This window comes from Vibrio algicola, from assembly GCF_009601765.2.
Classification (GTDB): domain Bacteria; phylum Pseudomonadota; class Gammaproteobacteria; order Enterobacterales; family Vibrionaceae; genus Vibrio; species Vibrio algicola.
The window spans coordinates 354,391-372,062 of record NZ_CP045699.1 but is presented as its reverse complement, the minus strand read 5'-3'; the positions used below and the strand labels follow the sequence as shown (position 1 = coordinate 372,062).

The window sequence follows — 17,672 nt, the reverse complement described above, 5'->3', positions numbered from 1 at the left end:
ATTAAGGAGTACGTCTGAACCAATGTATCCGCCCCATGAACCCACGGGGCGATATTATTAATGTTTGAAATTCCATGGCAGAATTGCATCGATATCTGGCTCAGCTTTCGCCAGTTCCTGCATGCATTTGACCAAGTAGTCATAGAGGATTAAACCGTTGGCTTTCGCTGTCTCGACGATGCTGTAAAGCATCGCACTTGCTTCCGCCCCGTTGGGATTAGTAGAGAAGAGCCAGTTTTTTCTGCCAATAACCAGCGATTTAATTGCCCGTTCAGCGCGATTATTGTCTATAGATAAGTGACCATCATCGATATAACGACTGAGTTTTGGCCATTGCCTAAGCGTGTATTTTATCGCTTTACCCAATGTGCTAGATTCGACTACTTTCTGAGTGGTCATCCATTCGTAAAACTCATCTAGTATGGGCTTGGCGACCGTTTGACGTTCTGCTTTTCGTTTTTCGGCATTCGCGCCTTTTAGGCGAGATTCAATCCCATAGAGCTTTTGGATTTTTGCCAGTGCTATATCCGCTTTGCCCGACTTACCTTTGCCTTGAAGCTTTTTCGCGTCCATGAATTTACGTCTGGCATGAGCCAGACAGCCCACATTCGTTACGCGATGAAGACCATCATAAGCCCTATATCCATCCGTTTGTAGATAACCATCATAGTGACCTAAAAAATTCATAGGGCATGCTTTCGCGCGACTATTTTGATAGTCGTATAAGGCAATATTGTTAACATGTGGGAGTGCCGCCTCTGGTGAGTCTGCCCCTGAACAGTAGAGCCACATATAACATTTTTTATCTTCTTTGAGCACGTTGAGCGGCGTTTCATCTGCCTGCACCACGACTTGTTTGAGTAAGTACAGTTTTAAGGCTTCATAAAGAGGGCTGAACTTCTCACTGACTTGGATAACCCACCTGCCATAGTTGTGCGCGATAACTCGATACCCGATTGGCTAAACAGTGATTCTTGGCGATAAAGTGGCATCGCATATCGGTATTTACCAAGGATAATATTGGCCAGCAAGCTTTCTGTGGCGAAGCTCTTAGGAATAATGCTCACCGGTGCCGGTTTTTGAATGATGTGGCAGTTGTCTTTCGTTTTTTCGCACTCGCGACAAGCATACTTAGGACGAACATATTCTAGCACTTTGAGTACCGCTGGCGTGAACTCCAGCTTTTCGCTGCGGTCTTCACCGATTTTATGCAGGCTATGCTGACAACATGGGCATTCTTTTTCATCATCGTCTAAATCGAGTTCGATAATATCTCGAGGTAGCGTTTTCGGTAGTGGTTTGCGTTTACCACGTTTTTTAGTCGTTGTGGTCGTTGTCGTTATTTCAACTTCTTCTTCCGCCGCCGCTTCACATTCCACTTCGTTGAAGAGATCGCCTTGAGCATCATCGTAAGGTTTTAATGCTTCTGAGCGTTTGGCGAACTGACGGTCGAAGGCAAGCTTGAGTTGTTCAAGCAACGATTGGCGTTCTTGTTTCCACTCACTTTTCTCAGATATCAGTGTTTTTACCATCGCTTGTAGCTCGGCAATATTTTGACTTTCCGGGTTGATATCTGGCGTCTTTTTCATGATATTTATTATACTAAATATCATGCCATTAATGCTTGGTGGATACGTCTTTATTATCGTTTAAGTCATTGTAAAGTCGTTCATTTCAATGGGTTTGCGGCCGATAATCGTGAAACCAGAAAGCAGTCTACCAAGCTCGAATTGAGTAAGCGTAAATACCGGATTTTTCTCTTTGTAAGGCCATTTGTATTTGGCTTTTTCGAGACGCTTATACCAAAGTGCAAAGCCTGTTTTATCCCAGTACAGCACTTTGATTTTATCGCGTTGTTTATTGGTAAATAGGAACAATGCACCGCTGCCAAGAGGCAAACTGGTATCACTTTCGATAATCGCGGCAAGGCCGTTAATGGACTTTCTAAAATCGATGCTTTCACGATATAAATAAATCTCAGGGGCGCAGAGCATGTGTTTCATGATAGTGCACCGATAAGTTCTGCAAGATAGGTTGCTGGTGTTCCTTGTGGGATGCTCAGCTCAACATTTTTTACCAGTAATGTCATGTTGGCAACGGCAGTGTGAGTGGCTTGATACTTTGTGGTCTTTTCAACGACTTCGGCTTTAACAAAACCTTGAGGCATGAGCGTTTCTGTGAATTGCTTGCGCTTAGCATAATACGTTGATGGGTTGAGGTCATTAAGCTTGCAAAATGCAAGCTTTGACAATGAACTTGATTGTGATTGTTCAATAAATATTTGCCATTCTTGATCAGTGTGTCGCTGTGCTATTTCAAATCTCCTTTGGGTTGGAGGTTTGATCTTATTATTCAGGCTAGACGATTAGAATGCGGGTTTTATGATGCGCTTACGAATTAACAGTTAAACAAGATATATTCAAGCGTTTAGACTTTGTTCAAGCAGAAGATGGGTTTCAAAAATCGCTCAATGAGCGAGTGCTTTACGATTACCAACTGAAATTAAATTACATTATGAGTGGCTATTATTCAAAATTATACAGTTGCAAGCGAACCAATAACGATCTGCAGGAGTATCGAATGAAGATCATCGAGAGTCATCATACCAAAGATGTGCCAATGTCGGTGTTCTACATTATGTTCATAAAATACGGCGCAAAATTGTTTGATGATATAGTTTTAAGCGAAGAAGAAAAAACCATAAACAATCGGTTATTGGCGTATGAATTAAACTTTATCGCAGGTATCAACAATCGTTAAATGCCATCAAACATAAAAAAACCGCTGAAATTTCAGCGGTTTTTGTTTTTAACATCTATAAGCCTTGTTGTATAAACATCGCGCTATAAACCTTGACCTCTAAGCGCCTTATGCTGGCTCTTGGAAAATCACAGTGTCGGCTTTTTTAGTGTAGCTTGCCATTTTATGGAAGTTCAAATAGCGATAAGTATCGGCTGCGGTGGCGTTAATTTGCTCGGCATATTGCATGTATTCCGCCATAGTAGGAATACGCCCTAAAATAGCACCAACGGCAGATAATTCAGCCGAGGCCAAATACACGTTGGCACCAGTACCCAAACGGTTCGGGAAGTTACGGGTTGAGGTCGACATCACCGTTGCGCTGTCTTCAACTCGAGCTTGGTTACCCATACACAATGAACAGCCCGGAGTTTCAATACGTACTCCAGCACGACCAAAGATGCCGTAATAGCCTTCTTCGGTGAGTTGGTCGCGGTCCATTTTCGTTGGCGGAGCAACCCAAAGACGCGTATCAAGCGAACCTTTGTGCTTCTCTAGCAGTTTACCTGCGGCGCGGAAATGACCGATGTTAGTCATGCAAGAACCAATAAACACTTCATCAATTTGAGTGCCCTGCACTTCCGACAATAACGCGCATCATCTGGATCGTTTGGCGCACAAAGAACCGGCTCTTTAATATCGGCCAGATCAATCTCAATCACATGAGCATATTCAGCGTCTTTATCTGCGCTCATTAGCTCAGGGTTGGCTAGCCACTCTCTTCCATTGCTTTAATACGGCGCTCGATAGTACGACGATCGCCGTAACCTTCCGAGATCATCCATTTAAGCATTACAACGTTCGAGTTTAAGTATTCAGCAATCGACTCTTCCGATAACTTAACCGTACAACCTGCTGCTGAACGCTCAGCCGATGCATCGGATAATTCAAACGCTTGCTCAATGGTTAAATGCTCAAGACCTTCGATCTCAAGAATACGACCAGAGAACTCATTCACTTTGCCCGCTTTAGCAACGGTTAATAGCCCTTTTTGGATCGCCACATAAGGAATGGCATGTACCAAATCACGCAAGGTGATACCCGGTTGCATGTCGCCTTTAAAGCGCACCAAAATAGATTCCGGCATATCCAATGGCATAACGCCAGTCGCAGCAGCAAAGGCTACTAAACCAGAACCAGCGGGGAATGAAATCCCTAATGGGAAACGTGTATGCGAATCCCCCCCCGTACCAACGGTATCAGGCAGAAGCATACGGTTTAACCAAGAGTGAATGATACCATCGCCAGGGCGCAGTGCGACGCCGCCACGGTTCATAATGAAATCAGGTAGCGTATGGTGAGTATTCACATCAATAGGTTTTGGGTAAGCCGAAGTATGACAGAACGACTGCATGGTTAAATCAGCTGAGAAACCAAGACAAGCTAAGTCTTTAAGTTCATCACGCGTCATAGGGCCAGTAGTATCTTGCGAGCCCACCGTCGTCATTTTCGGTTCACAGTAAGTACCTGGGCGAACACCGGCTACGCCACATGCTTTACCCACCATTTTTTGCGCTAAGGTAAAGCCTTTGCCTGAATCGGCTACTGGTACTGGGCGACGGAAGACTTTAGAAGGCTCTAGATCTAATGCGGTACGCGCACGATCGGTTAAGCCGCGGCCAATGATCAACGGAATACGTCCACCGGCACGCACTTCATCATAAAGCACATCGGTTTTTAGTTTAAAGGTTGAAATCACTTCATCAGTGCCATGTTTGCATACTTTTCCGTCGTGCGGATAAATATCAATCACATCACCCATGTCCATTTTAGACACATCAAGCTCAATCGGCAGCGCGCCAGCATCTTCCATGGTATTAAAGAAGATCGGTGCAATTTTACCGCCAAGACAGAAACCACCCGCACGTTTATTTGGCACATAAGGAATATCATCCCCCATTAACCAAAGCACTGAGTTAGTCGCCGATTTACGCGAAGAACCGGTACCGACAACATCACCAACGTAAACTAATTGGTGGCCTTTTTCTTTTAGCGCTTCAATTTGTTTGATTGGGCCAATTTCGCCCGCTTGATCAGGTTCGATACCTTCGCGGGCATTTTTCAGCATCGCAAGAGCATGTAATGGAATGTCTGGACGAGACCATGCATCCGGTGCAGGAGACAGATCATCGGTATTGGTTTCGCCAGTCACTTTAAATACGGTTAATGTCACTTTGTCAGCAGTTTGTGGTTTTTTCAAGAACCAATCTGCATCTGCCCAAGCTTGAAGAACTTGTTGCGCAGAAGCGTTACCCGCTTTGGCTTTTTCTTCAACATCATGGAAAGAATCGAACATCAGCAAAGTATGAGACAGGGCTTCAACCGCGATCGGCGCAAGCAAATCATCGTCTAAAAAGCTGATTAAGGGTTCAATGTTATAACCGCCTTGCATGGTGCCAAGCAGTTCGGCCGCTTTTTCACGGCTAATTAATGGCGATTGCGCTTCATCTTTGGCGACAGCGGTTAGAAAACCAGCTTTAACATAAGCCGCTTCATCTACCCCTGGTGGGATGCGGTTTTCAAGTAAATCGATAAGAACGCTTTCTTCACCTTGAGGTGGATTTTTTAGCAATTCTACCAGAGCAGCAACCTGCTCTGCGTCTAAAGGTTTTGCGACAATTCCTTCAGCAGCACGCTCTTCGACGTGTTTACGGTAAGCTTCAAGCACGACTTCTTCCTCTCATTGCGGTTCGCCCTTTCTCTAGAGTGTATTGAAGGGGAACATCCTTGGAAATTGACTTCCTATCGACTTAGTATGAATAAAATAAGATTAATTATGCATACTCAAATACGACATAGAGCCCATATTTTGTACAATATAATAACAAATTTAACGAAGCATTAAAATCCAGCGAGTTTGACCACGCTTGCAAAATCGGAACTAATTTACTGAAATTTAGCCAATATCGACTATGGCGATCTTAGTTGCCTATGTATACCCTTATGTATCCGCATGCATTCGCCTTTATCAAAAAGAAGAACCAACAATTAGATATACGGACTCGAACCCTTGCTCTGTTTGTCCATAAGCTAACATTATTGGCCCTACAGGCGAATCAATGCCAGTAAAGAGCGAGCCGGAAAAATACATAGAATCGGTATCAAGTTTTTTATTAGGATCGACCCAAACACCACCATATTCTAATGAAGCACCTAAATAAACTGGCGATTGGAATAAACCAAAATCATTCTCAAACCATTTATAGCGATAAACCAAACTGCTAAAGGCTTTATTGCTGCCCGTTAAACTGTCTTTAGGCAGGCCAGATAAATTAAGAAAACCACCGAGTTCACGCGGCGCAATAGGAACTATCGCATGACGGCTATCAATGGTCTCATATTCCACCTGAGCGACTAATGAATGCTTTTTATAATGTTCAGCCACCATCAATTTGGCTGAAATTTCTGATACGATATCTTTACTGGTATTCCCACTATCTTCGGTTTCATCTTGCGACAACAAATACTGCAAATCCGCGTAATAGCCTTTAGTTGGAAAATTGACATCATTTAAGGTGTCAAAACGATAACGTACATACGCGCCTTGGCGAGTATAATCAAAATCTCCAGCAGCAGGCAGGCCGGTAATCGATGTGTTGCCATCGGTGTAGCGGATCCCAACTCGAAACTCTTGCCATAAGGTTGGTTGAAAACCGAGTGCAATGTCCCCAACCCAACGAATGTAATCCACTGGTAATGAGTTTTCAGTATCAGACAAACTGGTCGACGTATCGATAGAATTAGAGTTGAGGGAGTTTTGAGGTATAAATATACTCGATTTTTCATCGAGATAACTGCCAGAAAACGAGGTGAAGAAATTCTGGTTATAAGACATCGGGACATACAACTCAAACACGATAAGCTTATCCGTTCCTATTTCAAAGTTGGTTCTGAGTTCCGCACCATCATCGGTAAGATCGGTAAAGTTGCTGGTTAAACCAATCGAATATTTACTCGAGTTTTTAAAGTTATCTTCTAATGAGAAACGAAAGTCTAAATAATTAGGCCCCCATTCTTTTTCATTAACATCAATCGTGAGGTCCGCTTTACCATCTTCCGTTTCGGTATATTGATACGAGATACGTTCAAACCGGTCTAAAGCATATAAATCCCGCACTTTGGTCTCTATCTCATCACTGGTATAGGTTTCACCTGCTTCAATATCTAAACGATGACGCAGTAATTTTTCATTATAGTGGCTGTTATTGATGATATTCACTTTCGCCAGTTGTAAATCCGAACCGCTATGGATTTTTTCTCGAATGGCATTTTTTTTATTTTGATAAGCAAGATAATCTAACTCTGGAATTGAGTAGGCTTGTAAGATTTTTTTATTTTGTTCGGCTACTTGATAGCCCTGCTTTAACGCCTCTGGCATTTCAGCAAAATCGGTGGTCGACATGTTACCCACATGAGGTTTAAGTAAAACATCCGTATCATGCAGTTTTTCACTTTGCTCTTGAGTGCTGCGACGGACCAAATAATTAGAAAGTTGATTGCCGACAGTCAAAAAAGTGGTTAATTGGTCGCCGGTGAGATAATCGGTACTAATATCGACCGCAATAATAATATCAGCGCCCATTTCTCGCGCAATATCGACTGGCATATTATTGGTCACACCGCCATCCACCAGCAGCATACCTCGATATTTATACGGAGGGAGTGCGCCTGGCACCGACATACTGGCCATCATGGCATCCACGATTTCACCATCTTTTAGTACCACAGGTTTAAGGGCGAGGATATCGGTGGCGACCGCTCGATAGTGAATAGGAAGATCGTCAAAAGATTGAAATGCAGGAATATTTTTGGTGCTTTGACGCAGGATGTGCAGCATATTTTGCCCTTGCACTACCCCTTTAGGCACTTGAACCCCAATCCAGCGCAAACCAAGATCGGTGTGCAGTTGGTAACGATCATCATACACTTTATCACGTATGCGCCGCTCACTACGCTCAACTCGGTCGTGGTAACCGGAGTTCCAGTCAATTTCATATAAGGTTTTTTCTATTTCATCCGCATCCATGCCTAGCGCATAAAGACCGCCTACATACGACCCCATACTGGTACCGGTAACAATATCAACCGGAATACGCATTTCCTCTAAGGCTTTCAACACCCCAATATGCGCTGCGCCTTTAGCTCCGCCTCCCGCCAACACCACTGCAATAGTAGGGCGAGACTGTCCATCTGCCATTATTTCTTCGGCATTCGATGCTGTGCTTATGCTAAATAACAACATAGGCAATAAACACCAGGCATAGTCAATAAGACGCTGTTTCAATCGATAATCCTTATCTTTGTAATTCAACCTTGAACATCTCATTAAATCATAACCGGATGTTTTTGCCTCTATTTAACTGACTTTAATTTGCTTTTTTTAGAGGCTAAACAAATCTTTAATCCAACGTTTCGGACTATTGTTACACTTATCTTTTATCTCACCATTTTTATCCCACATCGGCAAATCAATATTACCAGAACAATCTTGCTCATAACCCCCAGCGGAAGTGGCATCAAAGTGATCAGTGGCAATGTTTTTAGGCCACGGCAAGGTCAGTTTTTCTGGGGCACGTTGTGATAAGTAATCGGCATAAATACGCAGTGAACCACTGGCACCGGTTAATTTAGTCGGCTTGTTATCATCACGCCCGGTCCAAATGGTCACCACTTCTCGCCCATCAACCCCGACAAACCAACTGTCACGTAGATCGTTACTGGTGCCGGTTTTGGCCGCCAGCGTTGCCCAACCATATTTCGATTGCAGGTAACGACTGGTGCCTTCACTCACCACTCGCTTCATAATGTAGGTAGTGAGCCAAGCGGCTTGTTGCGGCACTTGTTGCGAGGCTTTAGGCACGCTTTGATACAACACATTGCCATCCACATCGGTCACATTACGCAACGCGGTTAAGCGCGCACGCTTGCCTGAGTTGGTAATGGTCTGGAACATTTGCGCCACTTGATATGGCGTAAGTGAATATGAACCTAAAAACATAGATGGAACCGGACGGATCTCTTGTCTATCTACGCCGAGTTTTTCTAAAGTATCCATCACAGCAGGAATACCAACTTGCATGCCTAAGTTCACGGTTGGCACATTTAACGATTTGGCCATCGCTTGATACAAAGGCACTTCACCACGGAATTTTCGGTCGTAGTTTTTCGGTGACCATTTTTTGCCTTGTTTATTGGTCAGCGTGATCGGCCTATCAGGCAAGGTGGTGGCTAAATTGTACTTATCGCTTTGCTCTAATGCGGTGAGGTAAACAGACGGTTTTGCCAACGAGCCAATTTGTCGGCTGGCACTTAATGCGCGGTTAAAGCCATCGTAACCCGCTTGACGTCCACCCACCATGGCGCGGATCTCTCCGGTTTGACGATCCACCGCGACTACGGCGGTTTCTAAACCTTTACCTGAACGTTTTTCCAGTTTTGGCAATGTGCGCTTCACCGACGCTTCTAGGTAGCTTTGCGAAACAGGATCAAGAGTGGTGAATAAACGCAAACCAGTATCAGCTTTAAATTTATCACCCACTTTATCTTTTAGCTCAATTTGCAGTTGCTCAAAATAGGCTGGCTGACGACGACCAAGATGCGGATTTTTTTGCAGATCCAACGGACGAGTGGCGGCGTCATTATATTGAGTTGGGCTTAAAATATTTTGACGCATCATCAATTCAAGCACCAAATCACGGCGTTCTTGAGTCAGTTCAGGGCGACGAACAGGATTGTAATACGATGGTCCTTTCACCATACCAACTAACATCGCCAGCTGATCGATGCGCAATTCTTGCAACGGTTGGCCAAAGTAATAGCGCGATGCTAACGCAAAACCGTGGATCGCTTCGCCGCCATTTTGCCCTAAATACACCTCATTCAAATAGGCTTCTAAAATGCGATCTTTGCTAAAACGATGATCTAAGATCATCGCAATATAGGCTTCTTTAAATTTACGCCAGAAGGTTTTTTCACTGCTGAGGAATAAGTTTTTAGCCAACTGTTGAGTTAAAGTACTTCCTCCTTGTACTGCGCGACCGGCTTTAAGATTCACCACAAACGCACGCGCAATCGCCACGGGTGAAACACCGCCGTGATGGTAAAAATTCCGGTCCTCAGTCGAAAGCAGTGCTTGCACCATCGCTTCAGGGAATTGCTCTCGCTTTAAAAATAAGCGTGTTTCAGATTTTTTTGCTTCGAGCATGCCCAGCATCTTAGGCTCGATACGTAAAAATCCTAGATCAGCTTTAGAGTCTAATGATTGAATACGGCTCAGTTCATTGCCTTTGAAATACAGCATCACATGACGCGCCGGCTCTGGGCCATTTTCAAAATCAAACGGACGGCGGATCAACTCAATTTTGGTTGATGAGGCCGAATACTCCCCTTCCCGCATTGGGTTGGCGACTTTGCGGTAATTCAATACATCCAATTCTTGGCGTAATTTGGCTACCGAAATTTCAGTGCCGGGCGCTAAATTTAAGACTCGCGCGTACACGACGGTAGGCAGTTCAAATAGCTGACCAGAAAAGCGTTGGGTCACCACATTATTAAAATAAAAACCGGCTGCCACCATAAATGCAATAAACACCAAACCGAGCTTCCAACCAATACTCCATAACTTTTTGAGTAAGGTTTTTTTCGGCTTCTTCGGCTTGGTTTTACGCCCACGCGCCGGCCCCGCTTTACGCGTTGAAGTCGTGGTTTTGCTTTTTCGCTTAGCGGTTGTGGTGGTGCTTTTTTTTGGAGTCGTCAATCTAATGCCTTTATTTTATTTGTTAAAATTGCGCTTGGTTTTCGCTGTCGCCTCATGTGTTGCAGGGTTATCTGGCCACACATGCTTTGGGTATCGACCTTTCATTTCTCTTTGCACTTCTTTGTAGGAGCCTTGCCAAAAACCGGCTAAATCTTGCGTGATTTGTAATGGCCTTTGCGCCGGTGAGAGTAACTCTAACACCAACTTTTTTTGCCCTTGGGCGATCAACGGTGAATCCGACTCACCAAACATTTCTTGCATTCGCACCGACAACACCGGCTGCGACTTATCTTGATAGCGGATCGCTTTACGATTTCCGGTTGGCAAAGTGTAATGGGTCGGCAACCATTCATCGATAGATTTATTTAATGGCCACGCTAAATAGGCCAACAAGGCTTGGGTTAGATTGACCTTTTTTAATTGCGCGACCGTTTCTATGTTTAGCATGTACGGTGCCAGCCAATGTTCGAGTTGTGCTAAAAGATCGCTATCGTCTAATAATGGCCATGCTTCATTGGGTAACCAATCTCGCCCATTGCGCATGCGGTGTAATAAATTATTACTGCTGTCATTCCAAGGCAGCGCCGACAACCCTTTGCGGCGAATATAATCCAATAATGCCGAGGTGATAAGTTCTGGCTCCGGTTTTGGCAAGCGGCGACGTTCTAATACCAGTTGACCGATCCGTTGCTGCTGTTCGGCAATGATTTTACCTTTACTATCATCCCATTGCACTTGAGTTTTCGCTTGAATCAAATGCGGTAACTCGTTTTGTATTTCGCGCACATCAATGCTAACCGCAGTAAAAATTTGGCTGTTAACCGCGCTGGCAGGCGAAAATTTATTTGCCACGGTACGCATCACATCTATCGCGACAATCATCGCTTCTGCTGCTAATCCATCATGCTCTGGCATGGAGGCGCCATGACCATTTGCCAGAATATACTCACCTAACGAGCCGGCGCGTTGCATCGCAATTCTATCGGGAAACGCGATGGCTGCACAGACGCCAAATAATCCTGCATCGACCGATGACACTGAAAACTGACTATTGAATGCACTTATGTTTAATTGCTTGATTTTATTCGCCAGTTGTTGGCTACGTTGGTTTAGACGCGCCGTTTTAGGGTGCGATTTTTGCTGCCAACGATGCAAACTGTGGCTGATATCAAGTACCGATTTTTCAGGCTCTTCTAATAACGCCACCAGCGCAATCGCTGCCGACACCGTTTTAGCGCCTAAAGCTTGCGCCTTTAATATCATCGCGGCAAGTCTTGGTTCAACACCTAACCCTTGGCTAAGTTTGGCCATTGAGGTCAACTGCCCGTTAACATCGAGTAAACCTAAGGTTTGCAGTAAATCTTTGGCTTGAGATAAATTGGATTGCGGCGGATTATCCAACCACATCAGCTCATCGGCTTGCAAGGCACCCCATTGAATAAGCTCCATTTGTAATGAGGTTAAGTCACTGCGCAGAATTTCGGGTAACGGCACTTTCACTTGTTGTTGCAACATTTCTTGGCTGTATAAGCGAATGCAGATCCCCGCTTCTAAACGCCCTGCTCGTCCGGCGCGCTGCTCGGCCGAAGATTGCGCGATCATGTGTTGATCGAGCTTGGTAATACCGGTTTTAGGATCAAACTTAGCACTGCGCTCAAGACCAGAGTCGATAACCATACGGATCCCTTCAATGGTTAAGCTGGTTTCGGCAATATTGGTGGCCAAACAGATCTTCCGTCGTCCTGTCATGCTCGGTTGGATCGCCATTTGCTGCGCTTGATGATCAAGTTGACCGTATAAAGGACAAATATCGATATTATTTAAATTGGCATGGTGTTGTTTTTGCTGCACTAAGGCTTGTTGCAACCGCACAATATCGCCCACACCGGGCAGAAATACCAACATAGAGCCCGATTGTTGCGCCATCCAACGCGGGATCAACTGAGCTAAACGTGGCACTAGGTATTCATTGGGTTTTAATGGCGAATAGTGGTATTCAATCGGGTAACCACGCCCTTGTGATTCAATATATTGCGCATCGGGCAATAAGGTACACAAAGCTTGTTGGTCGAGCGTGGCGGACATCACCAAGATCTTAAGATCGTCGCGCAATGCCTGTTGCACTTCCAAGCCAAAGGCCAAAGCGGTATCGGCGTGAATGCTACGCTCATGGAATTCATCAAAAATAATCAGATCAATGCCGCTTAGCTCGGGATCGGATTGGATCATCTTGGTCATCACCCCTTCGGTGACAATCTCAAGCCGAGTCTTGGCGCTGACTTTAGAATCGCCTTTAATGCGGTAACCGACCGTTTCACCAACACTTTCGCCAAGCTGTTTAGCCAAATAATGCGCAATATTACGCGCTGCTAATCGTCGCGGCTCCATCATAATGATTTTACCACTCAAGTGCGCCACATCACCGACTTGTTGCTGCAATAAGCACAGTGGCAGGTGAGTCGACTTCCCCGCTCCTGGCGCCGCTTTTAAGATCACTTGCTCGCTTGAACCGATCGCTTGTAATAGCGCAGGCATTACTTCAATGATCGGTAATGAAGCGCTCGGCAAGGTGGCATTTGATGGCGGATTAGCAGACAGCTGTGACAATGTAAAACCCTTATGTCATGATAAATCGCAGTGATTCTACCCAAATAATACTCTGGATGCCCGATGAAGTTTACTCCGCCGCTACAACCTGCGACATTAATTCAGCGTTATAAGCGTTTTTTAACCGATGTCACCTTACCCAATGGTGAACAAAGAACCATACATTGTGCCAATACCGGCGCCATGACCGGATGCGCAGAACCCGGCAATCAAGTTTGGTATTCAACCTCAAGTAACCTCAAACGCAAATATCCCAATAGTTGGGAGATCTCGGTCGATCCACAAGATCATCATATTTGTGTCAACACCATTCGCGCCAATGCATTAGTAGTTGAAGCGATAGAAAATGGCGTTATTGACGAGCTAAGCGGTTATAACGAACTCAAAACCGAAGTGAAATATGGCACAGAAAACAGCAGAATTGATGTGATGCTAACCGCTAGCGATCGGCCTAATTGCTATATTGAAGTCAAAAGCGTCACGCTATTAGATCAAACGGATACCGATTCAGGCCAAGGGTATTTTCCTGATGCAGTCACCACTCGCGGACAAAAACATTTACGCGAATTAATCCAAGTAGTGGGATCGGGTCAGCGAGCCATTCTGTTATTTGCGGTTTTGCATACTGGCATTGAAAAAGTCTCAGCCGCCTACCATATTGATGCCGACTATTCACAATTATTAACCCAAGCGAAAGCGTTAGGCGTTGAAGTACTGTGCTATAAAGCAGATATATCAGCCAATGCGATGAATTTAACATCTAAGATTGAATTCATTGATGTTTGATGAATATTGCATCAAACGGCTGCATTTCACTTAACACAATTCACATTCAATTAAAGATATGTTTGCCAAGCCGATCGCTTTCTGCTATATGTACCGCCCTAAATTAGTCAGCCATTGATTAATGAAGAGCAAGTAGGAGCGCTGTATGCCAGAATCAACTATTAAAAAATCGCTAGGCATTCTAGCTATTGCGGGTGTTGGACCATATCAAGAGCAAGCTGGTGAAGAGTACATGTCACCAGAGCAAATGGACCACTTCAGAAAAATTTTACGAGCATGGCGTGACCAACTTCATACCGAAGTGAACCGCACTATGACTCACATGAAAGATGAAGCTTCAAACTTTCCAGATCCTGTTGATCGTGCTTCTCAAGAAGAAGAGTTTAGCTTAGAACTTCGTAACCGAGATCGTGAACGTCGCCTAATCAAAAAAATCGAAAAAACTTTAATGAAAATTGAAGATGACGATTTTGGCTTCTGTGATTCTTGTGGCATCGAGATTGGTATTCGCCGTCTTGAAGCTCGTCCAACTGCCGATCTTTGTATCGACTGTAAGACACTCGCAGAGCTAAAAGAAAAGCAAATGCAAGGCTAATACCTGTTACTTTGATTGGTATAAGCTCACGCTGCATTTCGAGAACCGAGGGTTGAATTTATTCCCTCTCGGCTCTCGAAGCGTTTTAAGCTTTCGCCAATCAATCGTCACCCTTTAATAAGCCTCATCAAATAATCCTTAGACCAAATATCATCTCTATGACTCAGTATATCGGTCGCTTTGCCCCTTCCCCTTCTGGACCACTGCATTTTGGTTCTATGGTTGCCGCTCTTGGTAGCTATTTTCAAGCGAAATCACAACATGGCCAATGGTTGGTTCGTATCGAAGATCTCGATCCTCCACGTGAAATGGCGGGCGCAGCAAGTTTGATCTTAAAAACCTTGGAGAGTTATGGCCTGCATTGGGATCAAGATGTCATCTATCAAAGTCAACGCCACCCTATTTATCAGCAACAAATTGATGATTGGCTCGACAGCGGCTTAGGTTATTATTGCCAATGCAGTCGCAAACAAATTAAACAAGATGGCGGTTTCTATTTAGGTCATTGCCGAGATAAAAACTTACCCGCTACGGATTGCTCAGTGCGATTAGTGATTGATACCCCAGTCACTCAATTTGTCGATCAAAAACACGGCATCATTGATATTCCAACCGATCTGGCGCAAGAAGACTTTATTATTAAACGCCGAGATGGTTTGTTTGCTTATAATCTTGCGGTGGTGTTAGACGATATCGCGCAAGGGATCACTGAAGTGGTGCGTGGCGCTGATTTAATTGAGCCCACCGGACGCCAAATTAATCTGTATCGTTACCTCAATCACCCCGAAGTGAAATACTTACATTTACCGTTAGCAATCAATGCCCATGGCGATAAATTATCCAAACAAAATCATGCCCCTGCGGTGGATTTAGCCAACCCGAAACCTGTCATTATATTGGCAATGCAATTTCTTGGGTTTTCCCTGCCAGATGACTTTCAATCGGCTAATATAGAACAGATGTTAGCTTGGGGTTGCCAGCATTGGGCGTTAAGCCAGTTGCCAAGCACACTGTCTGCACCTTGCCCATTCTAAAATCATCCAAGCTGAGCTATTATATGGCAAAATTTTATCCTTAAATCGAAGCAAGAGTTTCAGCTTTAAGGGTTGTTGAATAGAATTGGTATCACAACAAATACAACCGAGGTGAGTTATCTTTACTCAAGCAGTTAAGTTATGTCGTAAGCTTTTTGCGTCAACCGAACACAACGAACATGACTCTAATGGAGAAATTAAGCTGAACATTATTACTCGCCCAGAGCACCCAATTTCTCGCTCACATATTAGCGACAGTGCACTTAAAGTACTGTATCGACTCAGTAATCATGGCTACGATGCCTTCTTGGTCGGCGGTGGTGTGCGTGATATTTTATTAGGCAAAGAGCCAAAAGATTTTGATATCGCCACCAATGCCACTCCAGAACAAATTAAAGACTTATTTCGCAACTGTCGCTTGATTGGTCGCCGCTTTCGTTTGGCTCATATCATGTTTGGTCGTGAGATCATTGAGGTTGCGACCTTCCGTGGCCACCATCAAGAGCCAGAAAAAAATCAATCTGCCCAATCAAAAGAAGGCATGTTGTTGCGCGATAACGTATACGGCACAGTGGTAGAAGACGCCGAACGTCGTGATTTCACCATTAATGCCATGTATTACAACATTGCCGATTTCAGTATTCACGATCACGCTAACGGCATCCAAGATTTAAACGACGGCATTATTCGTATGATTGGCGATCCGGAAACTCGTTATCGCGAAGATCCAGTTCGTATGATCCGCGCCATTCGCTTTGCGGCAAAACTGGATATGACCATTGCCGATAAAACCGCGCAACCTATTACCGAGTTAGCGCCGCTATTATCGGAAGTGCCTTCCGCGCGCTTATTTGAAGAGTCCTTAAAGCTGCTGCAAGCCGGACAAGGTTTAGCCACTTATAAACTGCTGCGTGAATATCAACTGTTTGGCACCTTATTCCCAAGTGTCGCGCGTCACTTTACTGACGATAATTCCTCGAAAGTAGAGCAAATGGTTGAAACCGTATTACGCTCGACCGATAAACGCATCAATAGTGGTAAACGGATCAATCCTGCTTTCATGTTTGCCGCTTTCTTATGGTATCCATTGCAAGCTGAAGCTGAAAAGCTGATGCATGAAAAATCGCTGAGCTATTACGATGCGATCATGGCCGCTGGCAATCATATTATGGATGAGCAAGTAAAAAGCTTAGCCATTCCACGTCGCCACACCGCAACGGTACGCGATATTTGGCAACTGCAATTACGCTTAACTCGTCGTACTGGTAAGCGTGCATTCCAGATGCTTGAGCTAAATAAGTTCCGCGCCGGCTTTGATATGCTAGAAATGCGTGGCGCGGTCGAAGGTGGTCAAGTCGAGGAACTCGCCCAATGGTGGCACGAATTCCAAGACGCGCCAGTGGTGCATCGCCAAAATATGGTGCAATCACTGGGTCATTCACAACCTTCTGGTCGTCGTAAAAAGCGCACTTACGCTAAGCGTAAACCAAGCGCCAAACCGGCTGCATCAGAATGATAACGTCAGGATCGGATGTTACGGTTTATATTGCCATTGGCAGCAACCTTGCCGATCCTGTCGCGCAAGCCAAACTGGCCATTGAAGCGCTAAAACAACACCCAGATCTCGAGTTAGTGGCCTGTTCATCGTTATATTCCAGCACGCCGATGGGGCCACAAAACCAACCAGACTACATTAACGCCGTCGCGCAAGTTCGTACTAGATTGTCGCCATTAGACTTGCTCGATTGCACCCAAGCTATCGAGCAACAACAAGGCCGAGTGCGTAAAGAAGAACGTTGGGGGCCTCGTAGTCTCGATCTCGATATACTCCTGTATGCTAATCAAACCATTGATACCCCACGTCTCACCGTGCCGCATTACGGTATAAAAATACGCGAGTTTGTACTTTATCCATTATTTGAAATTGCGCCCGACTTACACCTTCCTGATGGCACAGAGTTAGCAAAATTATTGCCACAAGTGGATCGTAATGGCTTGAATATTTGGCAAGGCTAACTATTTGAAAAGCGGATCTTTGATGCGACGAAATCTTGGATCAGGTTTGCGCTTGGTAAAACAAGAATAATTTGATAAA

The 17,672-nt window shown here is 44.6% G+C and carries 12 protein-coding genes and 2 pseudogenes; 6 read left to right on the top strand and 8 right to left on the bottom strand.

Annotation, left to right across the window (positions count from 1 at the left end):
- Positions 1–57 precede the first annotated feature (57 nt).
- From GFB47_RS16660 to tnpA, 4 genes and pseudogenes are all read right to left on the bottom strand, one after another.
- A complete protein-coding gene (locus GFB47_RS16660) occupies positions 58–192 on the bottom strand; it encodes a transposase domain-containing protein (RefSeq protein WP_233282232.1) in 135 nt (44 codons plus the stop codon).
- A pseudogene (tnpC, locus tag GFB47_RS01635) lies at positions 175–1,532 on the bottom strand (IS66 family transposase); the annotation flags it as partial. The pseudogene tnpC and the gene GFB47_RS16660, both read right to left, overlap by 18 nt.
- A gap of 117 nt (positions 1,533–1,649) precedes the next feature.
- Positions 1,650–2,003: an IS66 family insertion sequence element accessory protein TnpB gene (gene tnpB / locus GFB47_RS01630; protein ID WP_153446050.1), complete on the bottom strand. Its 354-nt coding sequence runs from the start codon at positions 2,001–2,003 to the stop codon at positions 1,650–1,652.
- Positions 2,000–2,314, bottom strand: coding sequence for an IS66 family insertion sequence element accessory protein TnpA (gene tnpA / locus GFB47_RS01625; protein WP_153446048.1), 315 nt, complete (start codon positions 2,312–2,314; stop codon positions 2,000–2,002). Before tnpA ends, tnpB begins: the two co-directional genes overlap by 4 nt.
- 266 nt (positions 2,315–2,580) lie before the next feature.
- On the opposite strand from tnpA, the gene GFB47_RS01620 reads away from it, so the two are divergent.
- Positions 2,581–2,760 (top strand): hypothetical protein, encoded by a 180-nt coding sequence (locus tag GFB47_RS01620; RefSeq protein ID WP_153446047.1) that lies wholly within the window; start codon positions 2,581–2,583, stop codon positions 2,758–2,760.
- 108 nt (positions 2,761–2,868) lie between these two features.
- Here GFB47_RS01620 and acnB read toward each other — a convergent pair.
- From acnB to hrpB, 4 genes and pseudogenes are all read right to left on the bottom strand, one after another.
- Positions 2,869–5,467 (bottom strand): annotated as a pseudogene (gene acnB / locus GFB47_RS01615) (bifunctional aconitate hydratase 2/2-methylisocitrate dehydratase).
- A gap of 300 nt (positions 5,468–5,767) precedes the next feature.
- Entirely contained in the window at positions 5,768–8,041 is a 2,274-nt protein-coding gene (locus tag GFB47_RS01610; RefSeq protein WP_153448103.1) for a patatin-like phospholipase family protein, read from the bottom strand.
- A 138-nt stretch (positions 8,042–8,179) separates the two neighbouring features.
- Positions 8,180–10,561 (bottom strand): penicillin-binding protein 1B, encoded by a 2,382-nt coding sequence (mrcB, locus tag GFB47_RS01605; protein ID WP_178306479.1) that lies wholly within the window; start codon positions 10,559–10,561, stop codon positions 8,180–8,182.
- 9 nt (positions 10,562–10,570) lie between these two features.
- A complete protein-coding gene (hrpB, locus tag GFB47_RS01600; protein ID WP_267904242.1) occupies positions 10,571–13,123 on the bottom strand; it encodes an ATP-dependent helicase HrpB in 2,553 nt (850 codons plus the stop codon).
- A gap of 102 nt (positions 13,124–13,225) precedes the next feature.
- Here hrpB and sfsA point away from each other — a divergent pair, with 102 nt between their 5' ends.
- The 5 genes from sfsA to folK all read left to right on the top strand — a co-directional run bounded on the left by sfsA (position 13,226) and on the right by folK (position 17,593).
- Positions 13,226–13,948, top strand: a complete 723-nt coding sequence (gene sfsA, locus GFB47_RS01595) for a DNA/RNA nuclease SfsA (protein ID WP_153446043.1) — start codon at positions 13,226–13,228, stop codon at positions 13,946–13,948.
- Between the two features lie 145 nt (positions 13,949–14,093).
- Entirely contained in the window at positions 14,094–14,543 is a 450-nt protein-coding gene (gene dksA, locus GFB47_RS01590) for an RNA polymerase-binding protein DksA (RefSeq protein WP_153446041.1), read from the top strand.
- A 158-nt stretch (positions 14,544–14,701) separates the two neighbouring features.
- Positions 14,702–15,577 (top strand): tRNA glutamyl-Q(34) synthetase GluQRS, encoded by an 876-nt coding sequence (gene gluQRS, locus GFB47_RS01585; protein ID WP_153446039.1) that lies wholly within the window; start codon positions 14,702–14,704, stop codon positions 15,575–15,577.
- A gap of 196 nt (positions 15,578–15,773) precedes the next feature.
- Positions 15,774–17,093: a polynucleotide adenylyltransferase PcnB gene (gene pcnB / locus GFB47_RS01580; protein ID WP_225874301.1), complete on the top strand. Its 1,320-nt coding sequence runs from the start codon at positions 15,774–15,776 to the stop codon at positions 17,091–17,093.
- Positions 17,090–17,593, top strand: coding sequence for a 2-amino-4-hydroxy-6-hydroxymethyldihydropteridine diphosphokinase (gene folK, locus GFB47_RS01575; RefSeq protein ID WP_153446035.1), 504 nt, complete (start codon positions 17,090–17,092; stop codon positions 17,591–17,593). Before pcnB ends, folK begins: the two co-directional genes overlap by 4 nt.
- Positions 17,594–17,672: the final 79 nt, after the last annotated feature.

Bases quoted from the DNA above. Each gene is read 5' to 3' on its own strand.
- GFB47_RS16660 (WP_233282232.1), bottom strand. From the start codon at position 192: ATGCTTTACAGCATCGTCGAGACAGCGAAAGCCAACGGTTTAATCCTC.
- tnpB (WP_153446050.1), bottom strand. From the start codon at position 2,003: ATGAAACACATGCTCTGCGCCCCTGAGATTTATTTATATCGTGAAAGC.
- GFB47_RS01620 (WP_153446047.1), top strand. From the start codon at position 2,581: ATGAAGATCATCGAGAGTCATCATACCAAAGATGTGCCAATGTCGGTG.
- GFB47_RS01610 (WP_153448103.1), bottom strand. From the start codon at position 8,041: ATGTTGTTATTTAGCATAAGCACAGCATCGAATGCCGAAGAAATAATG.
- sfsA (WP_153446043.1), top strand. From the start codon at position 13,226: ATGAAGTTTACTCCGCCGCTACAACCTGCGACATTAATTCAGCGTTAT.
- dksA (WP_153446041.1), top strand. From the start codon at position 14,094: ATGCCAGAATCAACTATTAAAAAATCGCTAGGCATTCTAGCTATTGCG.
- gluQRS (WP_153446039.1), top strand. From the start codon at position 14,702: ATGACTCAGTATATCGGTCGCTTTGCCCCTTCCCCTTCTGGACCACTG.
- folK (WP_153446035.1), top strand. From the start codon at position 17,090: ATGATAACGTCAGGATCGGATGTTACGGTTTATATTGCCATTGGCAGC.